This is a genomic window from Streptomyces sp. ISL-87 (genome assembly GCF_018614095.1).
Classification (GTDB): domain Bacteria; phylum Actinomycetota; class Actinomycetes; order Streptomycetales; family Streptomycetaceae; genus Streptomyces.
The window spans coordinates 1-24,837 of sequence record NZ_JAGGOY010000109.1; the positions used below are offsets into that span (position 1 = coordinate 1).

Consider the following 24,837-nt stretch of genomic DNA (forward strand, 5'->3'; position numbering starts at 1 on the left):
CGTTGGCCCGGGATCGTCAGGCGCGGGGTTTCGCGCGGACGTGCATGCGCTCCCCCTGCCTCCCGAAGAGGCTGAGGATCTCCACGGGCCGCCCGTCCGCGCTGCCGAACCAGTGGGGCAGCCGGGTGTCGAACTCGGCGACCTCACCCGGGCCGAGGACCAGATCGTGCTCCGCGAGGACAATCCTCAGCCGCCCGTCCAGCACGTACAGCCACTCGTACCCCTCGTGCGTCCGGAATTCCGGCTCACCCCGGTCGGGGATGATCAGCTTGTACGCCTGGAGGGGGCCCGGACGCCGGGACAGAGGTACGAACGTACCGCCGTTCGACAGCGCGCGGGGTGTCAGCCGCACCCGGGGATCCCCGACCTCGGGGGCACCGACCAAGTCGTCCAGGGGCACCTGATAGGCACCGGCGAGCGGCAGCAGCAGTTCCAGGCTGGGGCGGCGCTGTCCGGACTCCAGCCGGGAAAGGGTGCTCTTGGAGATGCCGGTCGCCTCGGAGAGCGCGGCCAGCGTGAGACCGCGCTTGGCGCGCAGCCGCCTGAGCCGGGGGCCGACCTCGTCGAGGACCGCCCGGTACGGCAGTGGTTCATCCATGCGGGCATTCCACCCCGCTGTCCCGGAATTGGCAACAGGAGTTGCCGTGGCCACCTGACGCGCACAGGCTGCCCGGCATGAGCCCACACAGCGATTCCAGCCACGGAGACGGACCGCACCAGCAGCGGGAGCAGGAGCAGGAGCAGCAGCAGCAGCAAGACGAGGCAATAGCTAGCAGTCCGGAACGGACACCTTCGGGGGCCCGGTGGGCGCTCGCCGGCCTTTCGCTCTCCATATTGCTGTCCTCTCTCGGCACCAGCATCGCCAATGTCGCCTTGCCGACATTGGCACAGGCGTTCAGCGCCTCTTTCCAGCAAGTCCAGTGGATCGTCCTCGCCTATCTCCTCGCCATCACCACCCTGATCGTCAGCGCCGGCCGGCTCGGTGACATCATCGGCCGCCGCCGACTGCTCCTGGCCGGTATCGCCCTGTTCACCGCGGCCTCGGTCCTGTGCGGCCTCGCGCCCACGCTCTGGCTGCTGATCGCCGCCCGGGCGGCGCAAGGCCTCGGAGCAGCCATCATGATGGCCCTCACCATGGCGTTCGCCGGTGAGACGGTTCCGAAGGGCAAGACCGGTAGCGCCATGGGACTGCTCGGAACGATGTCCGCGATCGGGACCGCTCTCGGTCCCTCGCTCGGCGGCGTTCTGATCTCCGGACTCAGTTGGCGGGCCATCTTCCTCGTCAGCGCACCGCTCGGCATCTTGACCCTGGTTCTCGCCCATCGCCACCTGCCCGTTGACCGACGGAGCCCGGAGACCGGCCGGGCCCGCTTCGATCACGTGGGCACGCTGCTGCTCGCTCTGACGCTCGCGGCCTACGCACTCGCCATGACCATGGGGCGCGGCAGCTTCGGTTCGCTCAACATCGCTCTGCTGTTGGCTGCCGCCTTCGGAATCGGCCTCTTCGTGCGCGCCGAGGCGAGAGCGGCATCACCGCTGATCCGATTGGCCATGTTCCGCGATCCGGCGCTGAGCGCGAGCCTCGCCATGAGCGCGCTCGTCTCGACGGTGATGATGGCGACGCTGGTGGTCGGACCGTTCTACCTGTCGCGCACGCTCGGACTCGCTGAGGCGTTTGTCGGACTCGTGCTGTCGGTCGGCCCCCTTGTCGCCGCGCTGACCAGCGCGCCGGCCGGTCGCGTCGCGGACCGTTTCGGCGCTCAACGAATGACCGTCGTCGGGCTCATCGCAATGGCGGCCGGTTCCCTCATTCTCTCCATGACGCCGACGACACTCGGCATCGCGGGCTACATCGCCCCGATCGCCGTCATCACCGCGGGCTATGCGGTGTTCCAGACGGCCAACAACACCGCCGTCATGGCAGATGTCCGCCCGGATCAGCGGGGCGTGGTTTCCGGCATGCTCAACCTGTCGCGCAATCTCGGACTCATCACCGGTGCGTCCGTGATGGGCGCGGTGTTCGCGCTCGCATCGGCGACGAGTGATGTCACAACGGCCCGCCCCGAGGCCGTCGCCACCGGCATGCGGATCACCTTCGCGGTCGCGTCGGTTCTGATCGTCTTCGCGCTCGGCATAGTGGCGGGAGGCCGCGCGCTCTCACGGCGCGACTCGAGCGACTGACGGCGGCGGGCGGGGCATCGGCACCCCGCCGACTGCCCGCCCGCCCCGCCCGCCGTGGTCACTCGTACTCCGTGCCGCCCTTGCGCGTCAGGTAGGCCGGGCTGACCGCCTTGGCGATGGCACGGCCGCCGACGACCGGACTGTAACGTTCCGCCGCCGGGCGGATGACGACTCCCTCCCGCAAGTGCAAGTCCCGTCCGGAGACGGTCTCCCGCCCGCTCGCCAGCTCCAGGACCACGTCGAGGCCGTACGGCCCCTCGAACAGCCGGGGCACGAGCGGCAGTTCACCGTCCGACAGGGCGGCGTACGGGTCCAGCCAGCGCACCTCACCGTCGATCTCGACGGAAACGTCGAAGACCGCATATCCGGGCGGAGTGTCGGCGGCACGCGCCTGCGCCCCGTACCCGAGGTCCTGCACGCCCGTCCCGTACACCTCGCCGAAGATCCCGACGCGGCTCGCGCCGAGCTTCGCGGCCAGCCGGGCCGCGACCGCCGGGACATCGTGTCCGCGCACCGCCCGCCAGTAGAGGTTGCGCTCCTCCTCCTTGAGCGCCAGGCCCTTGGATCCGAACCCCTTGGAGGAGACGAGGACTTGCTCGCCCTCCGCGACATACGTCATCAGGCAGGCGGTTCCGTGCAGTTTCTCCGTCAGGACGACCGGCTCGCCGGGCTCGAAGATGTGCGGGTAGCGCTGGAGGTTCTCGATGTCCACCCACGGCAGCAGATCGGGCGCGGACTCCACCTCCCCGTCCATCGTCGTGGGAACGGGCGGAGCCCATTTGGTGATGCCGAGCAACTCGGCGAAGTCCGTGCCCTCCTTCGCCGCCTGCACCAGGTCTACGTCGGCCAGTGCGCGCGGCCGGCATACGAGGCCCTGCGACAGCTCGCCACGCAGCCGGACGGCCCTGACCCGGTTGGAGGCGCTTCCGGCCAGCCGTCCCGTCAGACCCAGCTCGTCGATCAACTCGGCGGGCAGGACCGCCTGCTCGGGTATGTAGAGGGCGAAATCGCCGCTCTCATAAGCCCCCTTGGCGACAACGGCGCGGTAGAGGCCCACTTGGGCCAGCTCCAACGCGTCGGCATTGGGGTGGTGATGGATGGTCAGCTCTTCGGCGGTGACACGCAAAGTCGACATGGGCAGGGCTCCTCGGGGTCTCGGAGGTGATGGGGTTCGTCGCTGCCCGCCCACTCTCCACGCCGCCATTTTCACTGGTCCAGCGGTTATGTGAGTGCTAGCGCGGTGACCAAGGCCGCCCGGCTGCTGTCCGCGGAGGCCTCGTACACCACGGGGGCCGTCCTCCGGGTCTCCGGCGGCCGCTGACCGGATCGTCAGCTGCCGCTTCCAAAGGCCGCCTGGGTGGCCGGCCCGTAGACACCCTGCGGGTCGCCCGTGATGTCCCGGTCTCGCTGGAGTTGGGCGACGCCGCGCCGGGTCTGCCCGTCGTAGACCCCGGTGACGGAGACGTACGTGAACCCCTGCGCGTACAGCCGTTCCTGGAGCGTGCGCACCTCGGGTCCGCGGTCCCCCGGGCGCAGGGTCACGTACGCCCCGGCCGCCGGTGTCGACACCGATGCGCTGGGCGGGGGCGCGGACCGCCCGCCCCGGCTCGCGGAGGGCCCCGGCGAGGGCGACGCCGATACCGAGGCCGTCGGCGCCGCCGAGGCCCGGTGACGCGGCGCGGACGCCCCGGCCGACGGCTGGTCGGCGCCCGGGCTGCGCGCGGGCAGCATCGGTACGGACAGCCCGGGCGGCGTCACCGCGCGCGCCGGCTCGGGGTCTGGGCCGCTCAGCAGGAACACCAGACCCCCGCCCGCCGTGCCGACCGCGAGCAGCGTGAGCACCGCCAGCGGCAGGCGGCCGATGCGGCCCCGCGCGGCGGAGGCCGGCGCGGGAGCCGGCGCCGGTTCGGGAGCGCGGTAGGAGACGGGAGGTCCGGCGTGGGGCCAGGCAGGGGTCGTCGACGAGGACGTGCGGCCCGAGGGGGCGACGTAAGGGCGTATGAGCAGGCGGTCGTCGGGGACGATCCCGCTCTCATCGGGATAGTGGGACACGGTTGTCTCCCGGCGGGGGTGGGGGCCGGCGCGGCGGTGCGGTGTCGGCCCCCACCCGGCCGGTCAGGCCCTGCGCCGCCGCGCGACCAGGGCCGTGCCCGTACCGGCGGCCGGTACGACGGCACCGCCGATCGGGAGCGGGACCGACATGCCGGCGCCGTTCGGCGCGAGAGCACCGCCGGAGCCGCCGGAGCCGCCCGTGACCGCGGCGGGGTTGCCGAGCATGCCGAGTGCCGGGGAACCGCCGATCGTGGCCATGGCGAGCGAAGAGCGAGCGGATATGGGCATGCTGGGATCTCCGGGGGTCTCCGAGGTGCGGCTCATGCGGTGGTTCTTGATCGGCGCACTCTTTCCCCCCGGGACGGCCCCGGTCAAGCTGCATGTCCGATCCGCACTATCCATCCGTTCTGTCCATGACTTCCGCCCCCGTCTGGTTGCCTACGACACCGTCGGCGCGCTCCGGGACCCCGCCGGCGGAGTCCCGGCGGCGGGTCGACGTGACCCACACCGTGACGGCGGCCAGGAGCATCAGCCCGGCCCCGGTCAGCAGGGCCGCGGGCGCGGCGATCCCGTCGACCGCGAGCCCCCCGACGAGCGCGCCGGCGGCGATCGCGAAGTTGAACATGGCCACCATGAGGGAGGAGGCCGCCTCGGCCGCGCCCGGCGCCGCCTTGATCATCCAGCTCTGCAGGCTCACCGAGACCCCGCCGTACGCGAGCCCCCACGCCAGCAGCAGAGCAGTACCGGCGACAGCCCCCGGCAGGACGGCGATCAACGCCAGCACCACGGCGAGGGCGGCGCTGACCACGAGCAGCGTACGGCGCGCGTCGCGCGCTCCGACCAGGAAGTTCCCGGCGACTCCGGCCGCGCCGTAGCCCAGGAGCAGGGTGCTGACGTACTCGGCGTCGACGCCGGAGACATCCCGCAGGATCGGCCGTACGAAGGTGTAGGCGGCGAACTGCCCGGTCACGACGAGGAAGGTGACGATCACCCCGGCGCGCACCCCCCGGTTGTCGCGCAGCAGGGCGGGGAGCTCTCGGAAGCTGATGTTCCGATCAGGCGGCAGCGCGGGCAGGAGGAGGATCAGGGCGACCAGCGTGACGAAGCCCAGGGCGCCGACCGCCCCGAACGCGGTGCGCCAGCCGCCGAGTTCGCCGAGCAGGGTTCCGGCGGGGACCCCGAGGACGGAGGCAGTGGGGACGCCGCCGAAGACGACGGCGGTGGCCCGGCCGACGTGCCGCTCGGGGACCAGCCGTACGGCGAGCCCGCCGGCTATGGCCCAGAAGCCGCCGACGCTGACGCCGACGAGCAGCCGGGCCGCCAGGACCACGGCGAAGTTCGGGGCGAGGGCGGCGGCGAGGTTGGCGGCGGCCATCAGGGCGATCAGCACGCACAGCACCAGCCGACGGTCGAGCCGCCCGGCGCCGACGGTGACGAGCGGTGCGCAGAACCCGGCGATCAGCCCCGGCACGGTGACCATCAGCCCGGCGGTCCCGTCGGAGACGCCGAGCGCGGCGCCGACGGGGGTCAGCAGCCCGACGGGCAGCAGTTCGGAGGTGATCAGGCAGAAGATCCCGAGCGAGACGGCCGAAACGGCCGCCCAGCCCTTCCAGAGGGTCGGCTCAGGGGTACTGGGCGCGACAGCGGCGTTCATGAATCGGTACTCCGTACGGGGCAGGCGGCGAGCGCGGCACGGCAGCGCGGAGCGCCGGGGGTCGCGCCTCCCCCGTCACCCGCACTGCTGCCGTTCCAATTGCCCGGCCGCGCCGGTAATTCCCGGGCGGCCCATCCCGGTCCCCACCGTTGCCGAATCGTTTCGGCGCCATCACCGCAGCCCTGTCGCATCCGTGTCGCCGCCGCGCCGACACCGAGGCAGCCCCGAGCCGACGCCGTACCGCACTCCGCGGACCGCGTCACCCGGACGCGTGAGACGGGCTCGCGGCCGGGCCGGGGTACGGCATGGTGATCCGATGCAGCTGCGCCGGGCCGTGCCCCTCTCCCTCCTCGCGCTCCTCGCGAGCGCCGGATGTGTCTCCGTCGGCCCGCACTCCGGGTCGGCTCCCGCGCGCGGTGCCATACCGCCCGTCCATGCGCCCGATGCGCCGGAGGCGGCCGGCTTACCCCTGACACCGATCGCGCCCGGCACCTCCGGTCCCCTGCCGGCCCTGTCCCTGCCCCTGCCCTTGGGGGAGCTCCCGGACCCGGCCACGGAGCCGGACCTCGACCGGCCACCCGCCAGGGCGGGCCGGCCGCCCGTCGAGCGGCACGCGAAGCCCGCGCCGCAGCCCCGCCGGGCGCACCCGCCCAAGCCCGCGCCGCCCCGGCTTCCGCGGCACTCGGCCCCCTTGCCCCGCATGGACGAACTGTGCGGGGCCGCGGAGGGCGCCGTACCGCCGTCGATCGTGGACCTGTGCGTGCGCCAGTATGGCCGCTGACCTGGCCTGACCTCGGCTCGCCCCGGCGGGGCTTGACTCTCCCCCTGTGTCAGGCCCTGCACTGGAAGGCGTCATGTTCACCATCGGAGACTTCGCCAAACACGGCCGGGTGTCGGTCGTACGCCCGCGAGCTCACCCTGGCCTGCCCTGAGGACCGGGACCAGTGGGTCACCGAACTCCAGGAACCCCTGGCCGGCTGACGCCCGTAGGCTCGGCTGCACGAGGCCCGGCGCGCCGCGATCGCCCGGCGCGCCGGTGCCTCCCGGTTCACGCCCCTGCGGGTGATCGGGCTGCGGAACCCGAGGGCCGCGGGGGGCGTGGCTTCGGAGGCGTGGCCGCAGAGGCGTGGCTGCGGGCCCTGGGCTCAGGAGGCCGCGGGGCGACGGCCGCAGACGTGGGCGCACCGCTGGGCCGTGCCGCGCCCGGCGGTACGCAGCCGCCGCACCGTGTTGTGGCCGCGCCGGCGCCATTCGGCCCGCGGCAGCCCGGCCCGCTGGCCGCCGCCAGTGATCAGGGCGTTGACCGGGGTGTGCGGGTCGGCGGCCAGCCCCTTGGCGAGCAGGACGCCGACCACGAGCGGGACCAGGGCCACGGCCAGGGCCGAACCGGCGGTGGTCACATGCTGCATGCGCGGGCGGGGTGCGGTGCGCGCGGCGTCGGAAGTCATGCCCTCATTCGATCAGCGGCGACGCCGCCGGGAATCCGGGCGGATACTCAGGCCGTTGGGCGTGAGGTACTCAGACGTGACCTGGGCAGCGGAGGGTGGTGGGTGAGTGATGACGGCACCCGGGCAGGGCTTCGAGGCCGCCACGGGCGACGGACCGGCCGCCGTGGCGTCCCCCGCGCGGACCGCGGAGCTGCGCACCGCCCACGAGGGCCTGTTGCAGATCCGCCGCATGGTGAACGGTGCGGCGGGCGCGGCGGTTCCCGCGCCGTGGGAGCTGCGGCAGATGCCGCGCGCGGTGGCCCTCGTACTGGAGGCTGCGGGGATCCCCCCGTCAGCGGTGGACGCGGACGGGCGGCGTACGCACACGGGCTACCGGGTGGCCGCCGCGGCGGAGCCCGGGCAGGTGGAGGTGACCTGGCTCGGGCCGCCCGGCGGCGGTGCGGCGGAGGAGGAACAGGAGCGCCTGACGGCCTGCGCGGCAGCGCTGGAGCGGCTGGGGTGGGAGTGCCTGCTGTACCGGGGCCCGCGCCGCCGCCGCTTCCTGGAGGTGGAGCCGCCGCGCTGACCGGGCCGGAGGCGGCGGAGGCATAGCCGGAGGCGGCGACGGCATCGGAGAAGGCGAAATCCGGTACCCCTCAGGTGTCTCGGCCGGGCACACTCGCCAGATGGGCATGATTGACCCGTTGGCGGACCGGGTCGGCCGGGGCGAGACCGTGGAATTCCGGCCGAGCGGCACCTCGATGGTGCCGCTGATCCACAGCCGGCAGCGGGTCCGGATCGCACCGGCCGACCCGGCGCTGGTCGAGGCCGGTGACATCGTCCTGGCCCGGGTCCGCGGCACGGTGTACCTGCATCTGGTGTCGGCGGTGGACGCCCCGCGCGGGCGCGTGCAGATCAGCAACAACCACGGCCACGTCAACGGCTGGACCGCCCACGACCGGGTGTTCGGGATCTGCCTGGCCGTGGACGGCGTCCCCCGCCCGGGCGCGGCCGCCAAGGTCCGCTGGCCGGCGCCCAGTCCCGCGACCAGTCCCGCGACCGGTCCCGCGACCGGTCCCGCAACCAGTCAGCCGACCAGTACGCCGACCAGCCCCGCGATCCGGCCCGCGATCCGGGCCCGCGCGCTCGCCGCCCGCCGTCTCGATCTGATCCCGCTGCGCGCCGACCACGCCGACGAGATGGCCGGCGTACTGGCCGACCCGGCGCTGCACGCCTTCACCGGCGGTACGCCGATGTCGCCCGGCGCGCTCCGCGCCCGCTACGCCCGGCTGGCCGCCGGGTCACCCGACCCCGCGGTGGTGTGGGGCAACTGGGTGCTGTGGCTGCGGGCGGAGGGCCGCCTGGTCGGCACGGTCCAGGCCACCATCGCACCGGCGCGGGACCAGGCCGAGCTGGCGTGGGTCGTCGGGACGCCCTGGCAGGGGCGGGGCCTTGCCACGGAGGCCGCGCGGGCGCTCGCCGCCTGGCTGACCGAACTCCCCGTCGGGCGGCTGGTCGCCCACATCGCCCCGGACCACCACGCCTCATCGGCGGTCGCCGCGGCCTGCGGGCTCGCCCCGACCCCGCACCGCGAGGACGGCGAAATCCGCTGGGAGTACCACCGGGCTTAGCTCAGCAGGCTGAGCAGGACCAGGTCGACCTCTTCGTCACGGGCCCGGGCGAACTCCCGGGTGCGCCCGGTGACGGTGAAGCCGCATTTCTCCAGGACGCGGATGGACCCCGCGTTGTCGGCCACGGCGGCGGCGTACAGCGGCCGGGTGGCCTCCAGCCTCAACAGCTCGGTGAGGGCCTGCGTGGCGAGGCCGCGGCCCCAGTGCGCGGGACCGATCACGTAGGTGACCTCGCGCTCGTCCGGCGGTCCGTACACGGCGGCGTGTCCCACCACCACGTCATCGGCGAGCACGGTGCGCAGCGTCACGGCGGGGTCGTTGCGCACCTTGGCCCAGTGTTCGTCGAACCGGCCGCGGTCGTAGTGGTATGCCCGGGTGATCGCCGCCATCCACTGGAGCCCGGGGTCCGACAACTGCTCCCAGAAGACGCCCAGATCGCCGTCCCGCATCTCGCGCAGCACCACCACGGCCATACGCCTGCCCCCCTCTCCTTGATCACCGATCGTGTGCCGTCCACCCTAGTGCCGTGGCCGGACCCTCCGGCGCGTAGCGGACGGCCAGTGCGGCCACCGCCTCGGCGAGGGCCTGCCTGAGTTCGGGCGGCCCGAGCACCTCCGCCCCGGCGCCGAGGCGGAGCAGGTCGCCGACCGCGACGGCTTGGGCCTCGACGGGGAGGTGTACCTGGACCCAGCCGTCCGCGTCGGCAGCCCCCGCTTTCGCGAGGGCCTCCGTGCCCGCCGTCCCGAACAGCATGGGCAGCAGCTTCCGGGCGCGCGGAGAGAGCCGGACGACGGCGGTCTGCCGGTGGAGCGCGGCTTCCAGACGGCTGGAGGACTCCTCCCAGTACGCGGCGAGATCGAATCCGGCGGGCCGTTCGAAGCCCTCCCCCAGGTTCTCCACGGCCAGGAACCGGCCCACCCGGTATGTCCTCGCCGTCTCGTCGACCTGCGCGACGAGGTACCAGATGCCGCCCTTGAGGACGAGGCCCAGCGGAAGCAGTTCGCGGTGCACCTCGCCGCCCCAGCGGCGGTAGTGGGTGCGCAGGACGTGCTGGTCCCACACGGCCTGGGCGATCTGCGCCAGGTGCGGTACGGGGTCGGCGTCGCGGAACCACGCCGGGGCGTCCAGGTGGAAGCGGGCCTGGATCCGCCGGGCACGGTCGGCGAGTTCGGCGGGCAGCGCGGCCTGGAGTTTCAGCTGGGCGGCGGCCAGATCGGCGCCGAGGCCGAGCTCGTGCGCGGGACCGGGGGCGCCGGCGAGGAAGAGGGAGCCGGCCTGGGTGTCCGTGAGTCCCGTGAGGCGGGTGCGGTAACCGTCGATCAGCCGGTACCCGCCGGCCGGCCCTCGATCGGCGCGGACGGGGACTCCGGAGGCGCCGAGGGCCTCGATGTCCCGGTAGACGGTGCGGACCGACACCTCCAGTTCGGCGGCGAGTTCGGGCGCCGTCATCCGGCCACGGTTCTGGAGCAGGAGGAGCAGGGAGAGAAGCCGGTCGGCGCGCATGCCGCCATTGTCGCGCCATACCTGACAGAAGGTGTCAGGTAAGGGGCCCAGGCTGTTCCCACCCGCCGGGTGAAGATCCCTCCCGGCAGCAGACCAGGAGGACCGCCATGCCCACCACCACCCCCACCAGCGGCAGTTTCACCTACGCCAACTGGGAGGAGCACCCGATCGGCCCGGCCGACACCACCCCGCGCCTCGCCCGCGCCACCGTCGCCAACACCTTCTCGGGCGGGATCGAGGCCGCCGAGACGGCCTGCGAGTACACGATCACATACACCGGGGAGCATGTCGGCACCTTCGCCGGCATGGAACTGCTCTCGGGCACCGTCGACGGCCGCAAGGGCACGTTCGTCCTGGAGGAGCGCGGCACCTTCGACGCCACCGGCGCCACCCACTGCCGCTTCGAGGTGGTCCCCGGCTCCGCGACAGGGGAGCTGACCAGACTGTCAGGATCCGGCTCCTTCACCGCCCGCCAGGGCGAGCCTTCGGTCGGCTACGTCTTCACCTACGACTACGAACTGGCCTGAGGGGGGCGCGGACCGCAACGGTCCGCGCCCCCCTCCCGGTCAACCCGACATCAGGGACGTCAAGGACGTCACGGCGTGCCGAAGGTCAGCGTCAGCTGCGGCGTCCCTTCGTTCGCCGCGGCCTCCGAGGACCACAGCCACAGCGCGTCCGTCCCGGTGCTCGACAGCGCCATGCTGTAGCCGCCGCCGAGCGCCGCGGCGACGGTGCCCGTGTCCAGCCCGGTCGTGTGGACCGCCGAGCCGTCCGCGATCCCCGCGAAACTGCCCAGCGCCGGACTTCCGAGCCCCGGGCGGTTGTTGTACGTCGTGCCTCCCTCGGTCCACGACCCGGTGACCGGGACCACCGAGACGGTGTCCGTCGTACCGGCGCCGCTCATGGTGCTGGTCTTCACGCTGAGCCTGGCCGACTTCAGCACCGTGCCCGCGGGCGCGGCGGGCAGGTTGAAGCGCAGGTAGCTCACGTACAGCGAGGTGCCCCGCACCGCGAGCGAGCCCGAGGTCCCGTAATTGGTGTCGGGCGCGCCCGCGTTGGCGTACGTGTCCTCGGCGGCCGTCACCTGCAGGGCCGAGTCGGCCGGGGCGGAGGCGAGGGTGTAGTGGTTCTGCACCTGCGCCGCGCTCAGGACGCTCGGGTAGACGGCGGACTCGTCGAGCTGGCCCGCCCAGTACTCACTGGTCGGACGGTCCGGCCAGCCGCCGAGGCTGTCCCCGCCGGCGTGCCAGTATCCGGCGAAGTTCTCGTGCGTGGTGACGCCCAGCGTGCCCTTCTGGGCTCCGTCCACGTACAGGGTCATGCCGCCGGGGCCCTGGGTCGCCACGACATGGTGCCACTTGTTGTCGTTGTACGTGGCGCTGGTCGTCACGGTGCGGGTGGCGCCGGTGTATACGCCGTAGACGAGCCGGCCGTCATTGGTCATGTAGATGTGCTTGTCGTACTGGTTGCTGCCGCGTGCCTGGTTGCTTCCGAAGCCGAAGAGCTTGCCGCCCCGGGTGGTGTTCGTCTTGAACCAGGTCTCGATGCTGTAGCTGCCCCCCACCGTCTGACGGCGGTCCCCGTACACCTGCGTGTCCGTACCGTTGAAGCCGATCGCCGTGCTCGCCCCGCTGACCGCGCCGGGCGTCCGGCGCAGGGCGGGGGCGTTCAGGTGCACGCCGCTCTGGTTGCCGCCGTCGGAGGAGTCGGCGACGAACGGCAGCGCCGACTCGTCGTAGCGCCAGTACAGCTGGGCACCGTCCGCGCGGACCGCGTTCGGGTACCCGTCCACCGAGGTCGGCACCGTCACGCTCGCGGTCCCCGACAGGGCGCTGGTGTTGCCGGCCGCGTCGGTCGCCGTCACGCGGTACGTGTACGACTGGCCGGCCGTGACGGTGGTGTCCGTCCAGGAGGCCTGCGGGCGCTTGAAGAACAGCGAATCCGCCGTGACCGTGGCGATCGGCGTGGCCGCGCCGTTGCGGTAGACCTTGTAGGTCAGCGCGCTGTCGTCCAGGTCGAGGCTGGTGCGCCAGCGCACCTGGACCTCGCCGGGCTTGAAGCTGACGGCGCTCGCCACCGGGACGGTGGGCGCGCCCGTGTCGCCGGTGGAGGCGAACCGGGTCAGGCTCTGCTGCGCCCCGCCGTTTACGGTGGTGAACTCGCCGCCGACCCAGAGGTACTGGACGCCACCCTTGGACCCGACCGTCATCACGCGCGGGCCGATGCCCTCGCCGATGCCGTCGTTGGTGTCGGGGGCCCAGCCCAGCTTGCCGACGCCGGCGGTCGGCTGGGCCAGCAGGTGGTGGCGCTGCCCGTCGGGGAACTCGCCGACGCTGGAGCAGTCGTGCGCGTGCGAAGCGCTGTAGAGCACGCTCTGGTACGGGAGCACGGCCTGTGTCGCGCCGAGGCAGGTGTCGCGCCAACGCTGGTTGAAGTCGCTGAGGTTGAGGGCGATCCGGCCGTCGAAGACTCCGCCGCCGGTGCCCTCGTTGGCGGTGTAGAAGCCGGTGGCGTCGGTCGCGATGTCCTTGACGACCGAGTTGGTCTCGATGAAGCCGGAGTACGTCTTGGTGAGGGCGCCGCTGGTGGCGTTGACGACGGCCAGCGCGTGCGTGTTCGTACCGTTGACGGTGAAGAAGTCGCCGCCGAGTACGACGTTGTTGCCGTCCGGGGTGACCTCGACGGCCCGGCCCGGCTCGTCCGCGTTGGCGACGAAGGGCCGGAGTGCGCCGTCGGCGGCGTCCACGGCGGCGAAGCGCTGGCGGGGCTGGCCGGCGACGGAGAGGAAGTCACCGCCCGCGTAGACGGTGTCGTCGGTGACGGCGAGGGCTCTTACGGTGGCCGCGAAGGCCGGGCGGAAGGAGGTCTTCACCGTGCAGGTCGCCACGTCGATGGCGGCGAGGCTGGAGACCGGGGTGCCGTTGACGGCGCCGAAGTACCCGCCCGCGTACAGGGTCTCCTTGTCCGGCGAGAGGGTGAGCGCGCGGACGGTGGCGGTGCCACCGCCGACGGTGAAGGACAGCTTGCAGGAGGTCGGGGCGCCGGTCGCGGCATCGAGCGCCACGAAGTTCACCGCCGACTGCTCGCTGCCCGCGCCGCCCTCGGGAGGACGTACGGCGGAGAAGGTGCCGCCCGCGAAAACGGTGCCGTTCGCCTCGGCCAGCGCCCAGACGACGCCGTTGGGCTGCCAGGTCGACAGCGCGTCGGCGGTGAAGGCCACGGGCGGGGTGATGGCCGCCGCCTGCTGGACGAGGCCGAGGCCCATTCCCGCGCCGGTTCCGGCCAGGGACAGGGCGAGAGCGGCCGCCAACCCTCTGGATCTACGCATGAACCCCCCAGTTCGGTGTGCCAGGTGGTGCGCGTGCGGTGCGCGGGCGCGCGGCGCACGGCCGGATGACCGGCGGCCGGAACAGCCGGGCGCACGGTCACACGTACGGGCGCACCCTAGGGCGGATCGGCAGTCCGGTCATGGCACTTGACCCATCGGATGCCGAAGGGATGCGGGGCCCAGCGGAGGGGCAGGCGATCTCGCGGAGCCTGGTGAGGGCGCTCCGGAGCCGGCCCGTGGCCGGTTTCCCCAGGTGGCGGGCCCCATCGCGGCTCCACCTCGGGCCTGCGAGGCGCGGGCCAGGGCCACGGCCCTGGAGGAGATGTGAGCCCCCGCCTATCCTTCCCCCGTGATCACTTCAATTGAGGCCGAGGCCGCTACCCCCACCGCCGGGCCGGTCGAGCTCGTGATATTCGACTGCGACGGGGTGCTGGTCGACAGCGAGCGCATCGCGACCCGCGTCCAGGTCGCCCTCGGCGCGCAACTGGGCTGGCCGCTGACCGAGGCCGAGGTGATCGAACGGTTCATCGGGCGCTCCAGCGCCTCGGTCCGGGAACAGGTCGCCGCCCGGCTGGGCCCCGAGACGGCCCGGGTGTGGGACGAGCGGTTCGCGCGGCTCCACGCGGAGGCGGTGGACGCGGGGCTCACACCCGTCGAGGGCCTGCCCGAGGCGCTCGACGAGATCACCCTGCCGACCTGCGTAGCCTCCAGCGGATCCCACGAGAAGATGCGGCACACCCTCGGCCGCACCGGCCTCTACGACCGCTTCGCGGGCCGCATCCACAGCGCCACCGAAGTCCCGCGCGGCAAGCCCGCCCCGGACCTCTTCCTGTACGCCGCCGCGCGCATGGGCGTCGCCCCGTCGGCCTGCGTGGTGGTCGAGGACAGCCGCCCGGGCGTCGAGGCGGCCCGCGCGGCGGGTATGCGCTCGTTCGGCTACGCGGGCGGCCTGACTCCGGCGGCCGCCCTCGTGGGGCCCGGCACGGTGGTCTTCACCGACATGCGCGAACTCCCGGCGCTGCTCGCGGCGGCCGGAGACTCAGGGGTGGCCCGGGTGTGAACAGGCGTACCCAGAAACGGCTCTCCCGGCAGCTCGTCGCGGCGGCCGGGATCGGTTCGGCCGGCGAGGTGGCCGCGCTGCTGCGGGCCGGGGCGGCGCCCGGCGGCACGGATGAGGAGGGGACGACGGGCCTGTACACGGCCGCCGTGCATGGAGCCGCGGACGTCGTACGGCTGCTGCTCGCGCACGGCGCGGACCCGGACGCCGAGAGCGGCGGGCCGACGGACGGTACGCCGCTGTGCGCGGCCGCGTGCTGGGGGCATGCGGAGGCGGTGCGTGAACTCGTCGCGGGCGGCGCGGATCCGGAACTGCGGGAGGACGGCGGAACTGGTATGACGCCGCTGGAGTGGGCGCGGCGCGGCGGGCACGACGAGGTGGTGCGGCGACTGCGGGCCGGGGGCGGCGCCGCTCCGGCAGCGGACGGCGAGGACCTGGTCTCCGCCCTGTTGCGGCCCGAGTGACGGCGCAGGCGCGGGGAATGGCCGGCGTCAGTTTCCCGGGAGGGGCCGGCAGAGCAGGGCGGCCGGGGAGGGGCGGAAGCCGGCCCGGGCGGTGAAGGCGATGCCCGCCGCGTATTCGGAGGGCAGGCACTGGCCCTTGTAGTGGAAGAGGTCGGCGCCCACGACGCGCGGGTTGTCCCGGTAGCGGCGGGCGAGGAAGACCCAGTCGTCGGCCCACTGGGCGGTGGACCGGCCGCCGCTGTTCCAGCGTTCGTTACCGTCGAGGCCGCAGCACCAACGGGTGGTGACGGTGTGGTTGTTGAGGATGACGGCGAAACCGCCGTGAGGGCGGCCACGACGGCGTCGTACACCTGGAGCGGGGTACGGCCGCGCAGAGCCGGGTTGGCGGCGACGGCCGCGGCCGGGACGGGGGTGGTGGTGGTGCGGAGCATCTCGTTGGAGAAGGGCAGCCGGATGCTGTTGAGGCCCAGGGCGCGGAAGTCGGCGAGCAGGGTGGGCAGGGGTACGCGGTCGAGTCCGAGCGGGATCCCGTGGGAGTCCTGGCCGCTGTGGTGCGTGGCGGGGTCACTGCGGTCACCGGACCCGCTCCAGGAGCCTTGGGCACCGTCCCAGTTGCCGGAGCGCAGCCGGAAGCGGTTGCCGTCCGCGTCCACGATGTACCGCCCCCGGGTGGACAACGGCGCGGTCCAGTCCTCGACGCCCGTCGTCGCCGCCACTGCCGGGGGCGCGGCGAGCGCCGGCAGGGCACCCAGCAGGAGCAGGAGCCCACTCAGGACCACACGGAGAACGCTCTTCATCTCGCTCCTGCCGAGTCCGGCCGCTGCCGCGGTCAAGTTACCGGCCGGTTGGTGGCAGTGGAAGGCAGTTGCGCCGCCGCCTCGGTTCAAGGGTTCCCGGGCCCGCGCGAGAGGCGCACACGGGTTCCCTCCGGTGCCTCACCGAAGGTCACCTCCCCGAAACCGCCCCCGCGCGGCGCCGCGCGCCTCTACCGTGCCTTTCAGGGGGTTGGGCACCGCATTGAAGGGTGGGGCGGATGGACGACGAAGAAGACATGCGGCTGGCGAGGATCACCCCGGAGATCTCCCGCCGCACCCTGGCGATGCTGCGCGGGCTGGTCGGTCTGGAGCCCGCGGAGCAGGTGCCCGAGGGGGCCATGACCGTCGCCGACGAGATCCTCGCCGAGCACGGCACCGACGGACTGCGCGTCCTGGCGATGACGCTCGCCGCCTGGGCGACGGCCCAGATCGAGAACGTCGCCGAGCTCAGCCGGCGCAGCCATGAGGCGGTGCTCGACGCCATGGAGCTGGCCTGTCTGGAGGCGAATTCCGAGGAGTAGGACCCGAGGCCGACCGGAAGGGTTTCCTCCGCCGATGACCGGCCGACGCTCCAGGCAGCAGCAAGACCCGGGATCGGTCCGGCGTCAGCGACACTGGGGGTAGCAGGAGCGTAGTGGGGGGTCGTGATCGGAGGCCGTCGTGAGCACACCTTCCCCCGTCCGGATCGCTGCCGTCCTGTCCACCGAGCACCGTGGACGGCTGATGTCCAACGCCATTGAGGTCAATTTCCGCGAGGGTGCGCGCATCTTCGACGAAGGCCAGCATGCGAATTCCTTCTGGATCGTGCGCTCCGGCACGGTGACCCTGGAGCTCCCCGTACCCGGCCGCCGGCCCGCACCCATCGAGAACCTCGGCCCGGGCGAGCTGGTGGGCTGGTCCTGGCTGTTCCCTCCGTACGTGTGGCAGCTGGGCGCGGAGGCGATGACCCCGGTCCGCGCGTACGAGTTCGACGCGACGACCGTACGGATGCTCATGGACGCGGACCCCGCCTTCGGGTCTGCCATCGGACACTGGGTCGGGCGGGTCCTCGCGCTCCGGCTGCACCAGACCCGCACCCGGTTGATCGACTTGTACGCTCCGCGCGCCGCGGCGCGCTAGGAGAACCCCGGATCAGACCTGGTCGAGGGCAGTGACGGCGGTCGCCGGACCGCGGACCCGGCCGGCGGGCGGAGTTGAATCACGTCATTTCGCGCACCCCGCCCCGAGCGTCGCGGCGCCTGCGGCCGCTGCGGGGCGGGGGCGGGTCCCAAAGGGGGGCCGGCCCTGCCACGGCACGGCCTCTGGGGGTGTGTTCGGCCGTTTCGGCGGCGCGCTGCCGCACAGGTCAACGCCCCCCACGTGGCTGCGGACTGCACTCATACGCTTACGATCGGTGACGCGAAATCGCGGTACGAACGGGCGTTCGCGGCCCGGGTGAGCAAGACTCCCGTCCGTTATCCGAAACGCGAACCCAAGGGAGTGTTCGAAATGCGGTCCATCGCAAAGGGTCTCGGCCTCGGTTCCGCCGCCATGGCTCTCACCGCGCTCACCGCGCTGGCCTGGCCCGGAACGGCCGACGCCGCCCCGTCCGGCACGCAAAGCCTGTACGCGCCGTCCGCGCTCGTACTCGGCGTCACGGCCGGGGAGGACACCGCGACCGGCACGGTGCTGCGTGCAGTGACGCTGGTGTGTGCGCCCGCCCCCGGCGGGACGCACCCGGCCCCGGCCGCCGCGTGCGCCGAATTACGGGCGAACGGCGACCAGCTGGACGCGCTCGCCGAACCCAGCGCGAACGTCGACTGCACCAGGGAGTGGAACCCCATGACGGTGACGGCCGACGGCGTGTGGCAGGGGCGTCACATCAACTACTCGTACACCTTCGCCAACCCGTGCGGTCTGCGGCATGCGGAGGGCGCCCTGTTCCACTTCTGAGGCCCCGCCCCCGGCATCCCGCTTGCGGATCCGGTGAGGCGTCCCGCGAAGCGGCGGGACCGGGCGGCGTCGTGCGACCGCCGTCCGGTCCCGCTCGCGGGGTGAGGTCTCCCTCGGCCTTCCGGATCGGCGCAACGGTGCGCAGGGCCCGGGGCGCCGGCGGGCGCCGCGGCCGTCAGCCCAGTTCGAGGCTCGTCACCCCGTACAGCCCGGCCAGGTCGAGTTCCGGGGCCGGGCCGGTGTACATCCGGGCGGCCTCGAAGGTCGGGGCCAGGCCAAGCCCGGCCAGCAGGGCGGTGGCGGCCGGGTTGGCGTCGGGCACGTCCACGGCCACCTCCCCGCCGGGGGCGTGCCCGGCCAGCCGGCGCAGCAGGGCCGCCGCCACGCCCGGAGTGGCGGCGTAGAGCGGGCCGATCCGGAAGGCCGCGCTGCACGGGCGGATCACGCCGAGCCCCTCGATCCGCCCGTCCCGGACGGCGACGAGGGCGGTCCGGCCGGGCAGTCCGGTCCAGGCGGACAGGAAGGCGTCGCGCGATTCGGGGAAGAACCTCCGGTCGTACGAGGCGAGTTGACCGAAGGGCACCGAGGCCGCGTCCACGATCTCGATCCCGGAGTCCGCACCCACGCCAAGCCCGTCCCCATCGGCGCCGCCCTGCGGCACGCCCTCGTGGCGGACGTTGTTCCAGGCCGAACGGAACCCGGATTTACGGTAGTTGTCCTGCTGTTCAACCACTCCGTCCAGGCCCACCAGCCGCCCTTGGAGCCGCTCCATCCCGGCGTGCCACATCCGGATCCCGTAGCCCTGGCCCCGGACGGCGGGCCGGGCGATGTAGAAGCCGATGAACCCGAAGGCGGCGCCGTAGCGCACGGCCGAGATACAGGCGACCGGTTCGCCGTCGAGCCGGCCGACGAGGAAGCCCTCGGGGTCGGCGACCGCGAACGCGAAACGGTCGGTGCCCCCCGGGTTCCAGCCCTCCTCGTCGGCCCAGGCGCGGATCAGTTCCATGTCGGCGCCGCTCGCGCCCGTGATCTCGAATCCCGTCATGTCCGGTGTTGTACCAGACGCCCACAGGACACGTATTGGGGACCGATCAGCCGTCAGAAGACCCGGCCGGATCAGCCCGCGCAGATCACGTCGTCGAGCCTGATCGGCCGGGAGTCGAGGCGTACGTAAGCGGTGAAGGTGTTGGTGCGTGCCTCGGTACGCGGCTCGGCGCTGTCGGCGTCCCAGTGGGTGGTGACGGTGGCCCAGCCGACGCCCGCCGACTGGGCGACCGTGACCGTGCCGATGCCGATGTCCTGCGGGGTGTTCTGGGCGCAGAGCAGTACGTCGAAGTCCGCGTTCTGCTGCTTGTCCTTGAGCTGCTGCGAGGTCCTGTGCTCGCGGTCGTGCCGGGTGGGCCCGTGGTCCCCGTAGAAGTCGGCGAGGAAGCGGGCGATCTCGTCCGAGGTGTGATGGTGCGTGGCGGCGGGGGCAGCGGCGGCAGCACGGGCGGGCGGCGGGGCCGGCAGCGCGAGGAGCGTCACGAGCGCGGCGCCGACGACATAGGGCATGGGCTTCATGTCCCGTTTTGTAGCCGCTGCCGAAGCCCCGGGCAGCGGCGCGGCGCGGATCTCACTCCTGTGGCGGGCCGGATTCACCACAGAAACGACCATCCGGCCGCCTCCCCCGGACCGCGCCTCGCACGACACGTCAGCCCCGGCTGCGGCAGCCGGTAAATGCGGTCGCGGGCCGGCGAGGTCCCTTCGTAGGGTCAGCGCATGGGAAAGCCGCTTGTCGCAGTGTTCAGTGGGGCCGGGATGTCCACCGATTCCGGGATTCCGGACTATCGGGGGCCGCAGGGGTTGTGGCGGCGGGAACCCGACGCCGAGAAGCTCGTGACCTACGAGTACTACATGGCCGATCCGGACATCCGGCGGCGCTCCTGGCTGATGCGGGCCGGGATCGGGGCGCTCGGAGCGCAGCCGAACGCCGCGCACCGAGCGGTGGCCGAGCTGGAACGCGGCGGCACCCCGGTGCGGGTGATCACGCAGAACGTCGACGGGTTGCACCAGCTCGCCGGGATGCCCTCGCGCAAGGTGTTCGAGCTGCACGGCACCGCGCGGTCGGTGGTCTGCACCGCGTGCCACGCCCGCTCGGGGATGGACGAGGCGCTGGCCCGGGTCGCCGCCGGGGAGCCGGATCCCGCCTGCCTCGCCTGCGGCGGGATCCTCAAGGCGGCGACGGTGATGTTCGGCGAGCGGCTCGACCCCCAGGTGCTGGGGCAGGCCATGGCCGTCGCCAAGGGATGCCAGGTGTTCATCGCCGTCGGGTCGACGCTCCAGGTGCAGCCCGCCGCCTCGCTGGCGGGGATGGCCGCGGAGGTGGGGGCCCGGCTGATCATCGTGAATGCGGAGGAGACTCCGTACGACTCCCTCGCCGACGAGGTGATCCGCGAGCCGATCGGGACCGCCCTCCCGGCGCTCCTGGCCCGGATCGCCGACTGACTACGCCGCGTCGGCCGCCCGGCGCATCTCCGCCACGTCCAGCTTCTTCATCTGCATCATCGCGGCGGTGGCCCGGGCGGCCCGCTGCGGGTCCGGGTCGGCGACCAGGTCGATGGCCCCGGGCGGGATGACCTGCCAGGACACCCCGAACTTGTCCTTGACCCAGCCGCAGGCGGACTCCTCGCCGCCGTCCTTGGTGAGCGCGTCGTAGTAGTAGTCCGCCTCCGCCTCGTCGGCGCAGTGGATCTGGAAGGAGATGGCCTCGGAGAAGTGGAACTCCGGTCCTCCGTTGAGACCGACGAACTTCTGGCCGTTGATCTCGAACTCGACGATCATCACCTCACCGGCAGGACCCGGGCCCGCCTCGGTGTACCGGCCGATGCGGCCGATCTTGCCGTCCTTGAAGACGGACAGGTAGTAGTCGGCGGCGGCCTCCGCGTTGCCGTCGAACCACAGACATGTGGTGAAGCCGTTGCTGCTCATGACTGCCTCCAGGGTGAGTGCGCGAGTGCGGGACACCGTCCCGCACATACAGACCGGTGCGGGGCCCGAAACTCATCGGTGCGCCCGGGGGCGGTCCGTAATGACTGCGGATTGCACTCGTACGGCCTACGTCCGTATCTCCCGGGGCGGGCCGCCGGGGCGGACGGCGCGGAGTTCAGCCGTCCGCCACCTGGCGGCCGTGGCCAGTCCGATCACGTCAGGTCAGGTCAGGTCAGGTCACTCCGGTCAGGTCAGGTGCCCCCGATCACACCTCGAGATCGGCCTCGATCTTCTTCAGCTGGTGCCGCGCCATCGCGAGGTTGGCCCGCCCCCGGTCGAGCGCCAGGTAGAGGAAGAAGCCGTCGCTTCCGCGGCTCTTCATCAGCCTGATCAGGTGGTACTGGCCGCCGAGGGTGATCAGGATGTCCTCGATCTCGTCCTTGAGGCCCAGCATCTCCATCGTGCGGACCTTCGCGCGCACCACGTCGGTGTTGCCCGCGGCGGCGACCGCGAGGTCGAGGTCCTTGCCACCGCCGACGGTGCCGAGGGCCATGCCGCTGCCGTAGTCGACGAGGGCGGCGCCGAGCGCGCCTTCGATGGTGGTGGTGGCTTCCTTGAGGGCGGTCTCCACGTTGACCATGAGGGTTCCTCTTTCCGGTTTCGCTGTCCTGGATTGTGGCTGTTTCGCTGAATTGGTCGGGGGCTCAGGCCGAGGGGGTGGCGGGGGCGTCGGGATCCCGGCCCCGTCGGCCGAGGCTGTCCTCTATGAGCTCGGATATCCGGAGGCTGGAGCGCCGGGCCTCCAGGTGGAGGCGGCCGACGTTGACGCGCGGCTCGGCGATCAGGGTGAGGACGGTCACGTCGCCCGCCGCGTAGGTGGCGACGTAACCGTGTTCACCGCGCACGAGCAGTTCGCGGAAGCCTCCCTGGCCGGTGCTGTCGCTGAGCCGCTGGGCCACTCCGAGGGCGGCCGCGGTCAGGGCGGCCACGGACTCCGCCTCGGCGGCGGCGCTGTCCTGGGCGAGCACCAGGCCGTCGACGCTCGCGGCGAGGGCGCCGCTGAGCTGGGGAACGCGTGCGCGCAGCCGCCGGAGCTCGGCGAGTATCTCGGCTTCGGCCTCGGCGGGCACCATCGCCGTACTCATGTCGGCCTTTCTCCCTTCGGGCTGCCTCCGCTCGGAGCGGTCGGCGCGCAGGACCGGTCGCAGCGGGAGCCTCACAGGCTTGCCTCCAGTGCGTCGCGTAACCGGCGGAGCAGCGCCACGTCCGGGGATTGGGTCTGGGTCATCCAGTCGGGCAGGGGTGTCTCGTCCGCGGCCGGGACCGGCGCGTGCGGGGTCTCGACCAGTCCGGCCGCCGCGAGACGTCGTACGTCGAGCAGTGTGTGGAAGGCCGGCCGGCCCAGCACCCACGCGAGGTCCGCGGGCGTCCGTCCCCCGTCGGCCTGGGCCAGCAGGAGACGCTGCCGGGCGGTGACCGTCTGGCCGGGGGCAGCCGCCCGGGGTACCACGGGGGCCCTGTCGAGCAGCGGGTACGGCCAGACCGCGTCGAGCAGCTCCCGCCGCCGCCGGGTCTCCCGCTCTACGGCGGCCGCCGGGACCGACCGTACGGAGCCGATCCAGTGGGTGGCCCCGCGGCGGAACCGGGAGGGGCCGCTGCCCGGGGAGAGTGCGAAGAAGGCGGCGTCGAAGATCGCGGCGAGATGGCAGATCTCCAGTTCCCCGCCCGCGAGGCGGCCGCTGTCCACGAGGAAGCGGGCGACCTGGCGGCGGGCGCCGGCCTGGTCGACGGCTTCCCGCCAGCGCTCGGGGGCGAGACCGCCGCCGGTGGTGAGCAGGACGTCGAGGCCGGGGGTGGCCGGGCTCTCCGCGTGCACGATGCGGCCGTCCTCCAGGAAGAGGGTGCCGCGGTCGCGCAGCAGGGCGCCGGTGGCGCGCTCGGCGGCGAGCCGGGTGAGCAGGGGGGACACCTCTGCGGGGGGTCCGGCAAGGGCTGGGGCGTTCATCTGAGGACCAGCCCCTCCGCCAGGGCGCGGAGTCTGTGCCGGGCGAGGGCGAGGTTGCCGTCGGTGCGGTCGAGCCACAGGTGCAGGAAGACGCTGCTGTCGAAGCTCGTCTCGACGAAGCGGAGGACGTGGTAGCCGGTGCGGGTGGTGACGATCAGGTCCTCCACGGGCAGTCCGGCGGCCGCGGACCGGGCCGCGGAACCGGCGGCGGCACCGGTGGCGGATCCGGCCGCGGAACCGATCGTCGACCTGCCCGTGGACCCGGTGGTCGCCCCGGCCGGAGGGTCCGGTTCCGTCTCGGGTGACGAGGCGAAGGACTCGTATTCGGCGGCCGCCCGGGCCAGTTCGGCGGTCTCGGCGGCGGTCGTCTCGTGGTCTCCCACGGGCGATTCCCCGATGGTGCCGAGGGCCAGTCCACTGCTCCAGTCCACCAGCGCGGCCCCCCGCGCCCCAGGCAGGGTCATGGCCTCGAGCAGGCATTGGTCGATCCCGGGCACGCGGGCTCCCCTCCCGGCCGGACGTGCTGGGTGCACAGTCGTACGGCGCGACAGGAGGGAACTTACTCAACTTCCACACTGCGGAAGGGGGTTCTGGCATTTTCCGCTGGAACATGCGCGGAAGCACGCGAGACCGTGGCCGGAACCCGTCGACTGCGGTCAGAATCCGAGCCGGTCAGGAGGCAAGTGGAAGATCGTCCGAGAGCCGGAACGCGCCGCCCTCGCGCTGCACGTAGCCCTCGTGGCTGAGCGTGCGCAGGAGGTGGTAGACGGTCGGAAGCGGGATGCCGGTGACGCGCGACAGTCTCTTGGCCGTCGCCCCGCCCTCGGCGTACATCGCCTCGACCAGGCGCAGCGCCCGCTGCACGGAACAGATGAGGGTGGGTGTGCTGTCCTTCTGGCTGTGGTCTGTGCCCATGAGTAGTCCCCCTGCTCCGGTACGAGGCCTGGCGAACCCATCAAAGTCGCTCGCCCCGCGCAAAACCAGCTGACTCGCTTGAACCCGGGCATAAGATCACCTCATGCGTGATCCCTCGACGTGGCGGCGCCGACGGCGCGGCAGTGTCCGGAGCGGCTCCGTAGGGGTGGCGGGACCGCGTCATCAGCCCGCGACCGGTGACCGCCGCCCGGGCGAGTGCCGTGGCCGGCCGGTGCCGGGGCCGCCCCGCGCTACTGCGTGCAGGTCACGAACGCCGGGAGCGGGGTCTCCTCGATCAAGTGCCGCGGCAGGGACAGTCCGAAGCGCGACTCCAGAACGGCGAGGGTGAGGCGGTCGCGCTCCTCGTACGGCTCGTCGTCGGGGCGGAGGTACTCCCCCTCGGGCGAGAGGATCTTGGCGGCGACCAGCTCCGGCAGCAGGAAGTCCGGTCGGTGGCCGCCGCGCCAGCACTCCTCGCCGAGGCCGAAGCAGCACACCAGCTCCCCGTCCCGGGCATACGCGAACTGCCTGGGCGGGTGGTCCGGCTGAGGGTCCAGGTGCACGGCCTCGACGCCCGCCCGGGAGATCTCGGCGAGCCGTTCCGCCCCAGCCGGCACGCCGTGTTCCACGGCGAAGGACCAGCCGCCCCAGGTGCCGACGCGGGCCACCCCGTCTCCGTCCACCGTCTCCGTGACCATGCTCCAGGCGTCCAGCGCGCCCAGCGGCCCGGGGTGGACGTCGGGCAACGCGCCGAGCCGCGCCGCGAGTTCCTCCGGCCCGATGCCCCGGGCGAAAGTCAGGCTCACGAACCAGCTGTCCCAGTGGGCCAGCCACTGGATGCCGCAGCCCGGGTCCCTGCTGGTGTCCTGCCCGATGTCCGAGATCCGCACGGTCCCTCCCGTG

At 72.8% G+C, this 24,837-nt stretch carries 30 protein-coding genes and 1 pseudogene; 11 read left to right on the top strand and 20 right to left on the bottom strand.

Features of this window, described 5'->3' with window-relative positions; genetic code table 11:
• Nucleotides 1-16: 16 nt before the first annotated feature.
• Nucleotides 17-598, bottom strand: coding sequence for a helix-turn-helix domain-containing protein (locus J7I97_RS32265; RefSeq protein WP_214942228.1), 582 nt, complete (start codon nucleotides 596-598; stop codon nucleotides 17-19).
• 77 nt (nucleotides 599-675) lie between these two features.
• Here J7I97_RS32265 and J7I97_RS32270 point away from each other — a divergent pair, with 77 nt between their 5' ends.
• Nucleotides 676-2,181 carry an MFS transporter gene (locus J7I97_RS32270; protein ID WP_214942231.1) on the top strand — a complete coding sequence of 502 codons (1,506 nt, stop codon included), beginning with the start codon at nucleotides 676-678 and terminating at the stop codon, nucleotides 2,179-2,181.
• Nucleotides 2,182-2,239: 58 nt separating this feature from the next.
• Here J7I97_RS32270 and J7I97_RS32275 read toward each other — a convergent pair whose 3' ends face one another.
• The 4 genes from J7I97_RS32275 to J7I97_RS32290 all read right to left on the bottom strand — a co-directional run bounded on the left by J7I97_RS32275 (nucleotide 2,240) and on the right by J7I97_RS32290 (nucleotide 5,887).
• Nucleotides 2,240-3,316, bottom strand: coding sequence for an RNA ligase (ATP) (locus tag J7I97_RS32275; RefSeq protein ID WP_214942234.1), 1,077 nt, complete (start codon nucleotides 3,314-3,316; stop codon nucleotides 2,240-2,242).
• A 194-nt stretch (nucleotides 3,317-3,510) separates the two neighbouring features.
• Nucleotides 3,511-4,233 (bottom strand): peptidoglycan-binding protein, encoded by a 723-nt coding sequence (locus J7I97_RS40085; RefSeq protein ID WP_214942238.1) that lies wholly within the window; start codon nucleotides 4,231-4,233, stop codon nucleotides 3,511-3,513.
• Between the two features lie 63 nt (nucleotides 4,234-4,296).
• Nucleotides 4,297-4,521 (bottom strand): hypothetical protein, encoded by a 225-nt coding sequence (locus J7I97_RS32285; protein ID WP_214942241.1) that lies wholly within the window; start codon nucleotides 4,519-4,521, stop codon nucleotides 4,297-4,299.
• 106 nt (nucleotides 4,522-4,627) lie between these two features.
• Nucleotides 4,628-5,887 carry an MFS transporter gene (locus J7I97_RS32290; RefSeq protein WP_214942244.1) on the bottom strand — a complete coding sequence of 420 codons (1,260 nt, stop codon included), beginning with the start codon at nucleotides 5,885-5,887 and terminating at the stop codon, nucleotides 4,628-4,630.
• A gap of 316 nt (nucleotides 5,888-6,203) precedes the next feature.
• Between J7I97_RS32290 and J7I97_RS32295 the strand changes: the two genes are divergently transcribed.
• On the top strand, nucleotides 6,204-6,668 hold the full coding sequence (locus tag J7I97_RS32295; protein ID WP_214942247.1) for a hypothetical protein: 465 nt from the start codon (nucleotides 6,204-6,206) through the stop codon (nucleotides 6,666-6,668).
• 364 nt (nucleotides 6,669-7,032) lie between these two features.
• Here J7I97_RS32295 and J7I97_RS32300 read toward each other — a convergent pair whose 3' ends face one another.
• Nucleotides 7,033-7,335: a hypothetical protein gene (locus J7I97_RS32300; protein WP_214942250.1), complete on the bottom strand. Its 303-nt coding sequence runs from the start codon at nucleotides 7,333-7,335 to the stop codon at nucleotides 7,033-7,035.
• Nucleotides 7,336-7,444: 109 nt separating this feature from the next.
• Here J7I97_RS32300 and J7I97_RS32305 point away from each other — a divergent pair, with 109 nt between their 5' ends.
• Together J7I97_RS32305 and J7I97_RS32315 are read left to right on the top strand one after the other, a co-directional pair.
• The gene (locus tag J7I97_RS32305) at nucleotides 7,445-7,900 is read left to right on the top strand and encodes a hypothetical protein (RefSeq protein ID WP_214942254.1); all 456 of its coding nucleotides are present in this window, start codon (nucleotides 7,445-7,447) and stop codon (nucleotides 7,898-7,900) included.
• Between the two features lie 532 nt (nucleotides 7,901-8,432).
• Nucleotides 8,433-8,945 (top strand): GNAT family N-acetyltransferase, encoded by a 513-nt coding sequence (locus tag J7I97_RS32315; RefSeq protein ID WP_214942328.1) that lies wholly within the window; start codon nucleotides 8,433-8,435, stop codon nucleotides 8,943-8,945.
• On the opposite strand, the gene J7I97_RS32320 is transcribed toward J7I97_RS32315, so the two are convergent.
• Together J7I97_RS32320 and J7I97_RS32325 are read right to left on the bottom strand one after the other, a co-directional pair.
• Nucleotides 8,942-9,418, bottom strand: coding sequence for a GNAT family N-acetyltransferase (locus J7I97_RS32320; RefSeq protein ID WP_214942257.1), 477 nt, complete (start codon nucleotides 9,416-9,418; stop codon nucleotides 8,942-8,944). The genes J7I97_RS32315 and J7I97_RS32320 overlap by 4 nt on opposite strands.
• A gap of 22 nt (nucleotides 9,419-9,440) precedes the next feature.
• Nucleotides 9,441-10,448, bottom strand: a complete 1,008-nt coding sequence (locus tag J7I97_RS32325) for a YafY family protein (RefSeq protein WP_214942260.1) — start codon at nucleotides 10,446-10,448, stop codon at nucleotides 9,441-9,443.
• 107 nt (nucleotides 10,449-10,555) lie between these two features.
• Here J7I97_RS32325 and J7I97_RS32330 point away from each other — a divergent pair, with 107 nt between their 5' ends.
• Nucleotides 10,556-10,975, top strand: a complete 420-nt coding sequence (locus J7I97_RS32330) for a DUF3224 domain-containing protein (protein ID WP_214942263.1) — start codon at nucleotides 10,556-10,558, stop codon at nucleotides 10,973-10,975.
• A 68-nt stretch (nucleotides 10,976-11,043) separates the two neighbouring features.
• Here J7I97_RS32330 and J7I97_RS32335 read toward each other — a convergent pair whose 3' ends face one another.
• Nucleotides 11,044-13,776: a DNRLRE domain-containing protein gene (locus tag J7I97_RS32335; RefSeq protein ID WP_251059374.1), complete on the bottom strand. Its 2,733-nt coding sequence runs from the start codon at nucleotides 13,774-13,776 to the stop codon at nucleotides 11,044-11,046.
• Between the two features lie 352 nt (nucleotides 13,777-14,128).
• Here J7I97_RS32335 and J7I97_RS32340 point away from each other — a divergent pair, with 352 nt between their 5' ends.
• Nucleotides 14,129-14,836: an HAD family hydrolase gene (locus J7I97_RS32340; protein WP_374103689.1), complete on the top strand. Its 708-nt coding sequence runs from the start codon at nucleotides 14,129-14,131 to the stop codon at nucleotides 14,834-14,836.
• Nucleotides 14,833-15,297: an ankyrin repeat domain-containing protein gene (locus tag J7I97_RS32345; protein WP_214942266.1), complete on the top strand. Its 465-nt coding sequence runs from the start codon at nucleotides 14,833-14,835 to the stop codon at nucleotides 15,295-15,297. The genes J7I97_RS32340 and J7I97_RS32345 overlap by 4 nt, the downstream gene beginning before the upstream one ends.
• A 27-nt stretch (nucleotides 15,298-15,324) precedes the next feature.
• Here J7I97_RS32345 and J7I97_RS39725 read toward each other — a convergent pair whose 3' ends face one another.
• On the bottom strand, nucleotides 15,325-15,459 hold the full coding sequence (locus J7I97_RS39725) for a hypothetical protein (protein ID WP_285441153.1): 135 nt from the start codon (nucleotides 15,457-15,459) through the stop codon (nucleotides 15,325-15,327).
• Nucleotides 15,439-16,094: pseudogene (locus tag J7I97_RS32350) on the bottom strand (cellulase family glycosylhydrolase); the annotation flags it as partial. The gene J7I97_RS39725 and the pseudogene J7I97_RS32350, both read right to left, overlap by 21 nt.
• A gap of 236 nt (nucleotides 16,095-16,330) precedes the next feature.
• Between J7I97_RS32350 and J7I97_RS32355 the strand changes: the two are divergent.
• The 3 genes from J7I97_RS32355 to J7I97_RS32365 all read left to right on the top strand — a co-directional run bounded on the left by J7I97_RS32355 (nucleotide 16,331) and on the right by J7I97_RS32365 (nucleotide 18,044).
• Entirely contained in the window at nucleotides 16,331-16,633 is a 303-nt protein-coding gene (locus J7I97_RS32355; RefSeq protein ID WP_214942269.1) for a hypothetical protein, read from the top strand.
• A 139-nt stretch (nucleotides 16,634-16,772) separates the two neighbouring features.
• Nucleotides 16,773-17,231, top strand: coding sequence for a Crp/Fnr family transcriptional regulator (locus J7I97_RS32360; RefSeq protein WP_214942272.1), 459 nt, complete (start codon nucleotides 16,773-16,775; stop codon nucleotides 17,229-17,231).
• Between the two features lie 369 nt (nucleotides 17,232-17,600).
• Complete coding sequence (locus J7I97_RS32365) at nucleotides 17,601-18,044, top strand: SSI family serine proteinase inhibitor (protein ID WP_251050463.1); 444 nt, start codon at nucleotides 17,601-17,603, stop codon at nucleotides 18,042-18,044.
• Nucleotides 18,045-18,219: 175 nt separating this feature from the next.
• On the opposite strand, the gene J7I97_RS32370 is transcribed toward J7I97_RS32365, so the two are convergent.
• Together J7I97_RS32370 and J7I97_RS32375 are read right to left on the bottom strand one after the other, a co-directional pair.
• Nucleotides 18,220-19,089, bottom strand: coding sequence for a GNAT family N-acetyltransferase (locus tag J7I97_RS32370; RefSeq protein ID WP_214942274.1), 870 nt, complete (start codon nucleotides 19,087-19,089; stop codon nucleotides 18,220-18,222).
• A 71-nt stretch (nucleotides 19,090-19,160) separates the two neighbouring features.
• On the bottom strand, nucleotides 19,161-19,607 hold the full coding sequence (locus J7I97_RS32375; RefSeq protein WP_214942277.1) for a hypothetical protein: 447 nt from the start codon (nucleotides 19,605-19,607) through the stop codon (nucleotides 19,161-19,163).
• Between the two features lie 198 nt (nucleotides 19,608-19,805).
• On the opposite strand from J7I97_RS32375, the gene J7I97_RS32380 reads away from it, so the two are divergent.
• A complete protein-coding gene (locus J7I97_RS32380; protein WP_214942280.1) occupies nucleotides 19,806-20,531 on the top strand; it encodes a Sir2 family NAD-dependent protein deacetylase in 726 nt (241 codons plus the stop codon).
• Here the strand turns inward: J7I97_RS32380 and J7I97_RS32385 are convergent, their stop codons facing one another.
• From J7I97_RS32385 to J7I97_RS32415, 7 genes are all read right to left on the bottom strand, one after another.
• Entirely contained in the window at nucleotides 20,532-21,014 is a 483-nt protein-coding gene (locus J7I97_RS32385; protein ID WP_214942283.1) for a VOC family protein, read from the bottom strand.
• Between the two features lie 265 nt (nucleotides 21,015-21,279).
• Complete coding sequence (locus J7I97_RS32390; protein WP_214942286.1) at nucleotides 21,280-21,654, bottom strand: hypothetical protein; 375 nt, start codon at nucleotides 21,652-21,654, stop codon at nucleotides 21,280-21,282.
• A 64-nt stretch (nucleotides 21,655-21,718) separates the two neighbouring features.
• Nucleotides 21,719-22,147, bottom strand: coding sequence for a roadblock/LC7 domain-containing protein (locus J7I97_RS32395; RefSeq protein ID WP_214942340.1), 429 nt, complete (start codon nucleotides 22,145-22,147; stop codon nucleotides 21,719-21,721).
• 83 nt (nucleotides 22,148-22,230) lie between these two features.
• The gene (locus J7I97_RS32400; RefSeq protein WP_214942290.1) at nucleotides 22,231-23,019 is read right to left on the bottom strand and encodes a transcriptional regulator; all 789 of its coding nucleotides are present in this window, start codon (nucleotides 23,017-23,019) and stop codon (nucleotides 22,231-22,233) included.
• The gene (locus tag J7I97_RS32405) at nucleotides 23,016-23,516 is read right to left on the bottom strand and encodes a hypothetical protein (RefSeq protein ID WP_214942293.1); all 501 of its coding nucleotides are present in this window, start codon (nucleotides 23,514-23,516) and stop codon (nucleotides 23,016-23,018) included. Before J7I97_RS32405 ends, J7I97_RS32400 begins: the two co-directional genes overlap by 4 nt.
• Before the next feature lie 175 nt (nucleotides 23,517-23,691).
• Entirely contained in the window at nucleotides 23,692-23,934 is a 243-nt protein-coding gene (locus tag J7I97_RS32410) for a helix-turn-helix domain-containing protein (RefSeq protein WP_214942296.1), read from the bottom strand.
• A 251-nt stretch (nucleotides 23,935-24,185) separates the two neighbouring features.
• Nucleotides 24,186-24,824, bottom strand: coding sequence for a DUF6461 domain-containing protein (locus tag J7I97_RS32415; RefSeq protein ID WP_308364980.1), 639 nt, complete (start codon nucleotides 24,822-24,824; stop codon nucleotides 24,186-24,188).
• Nucleotides 24,825-24,837 lie beyond the last annotated feature (13 nt).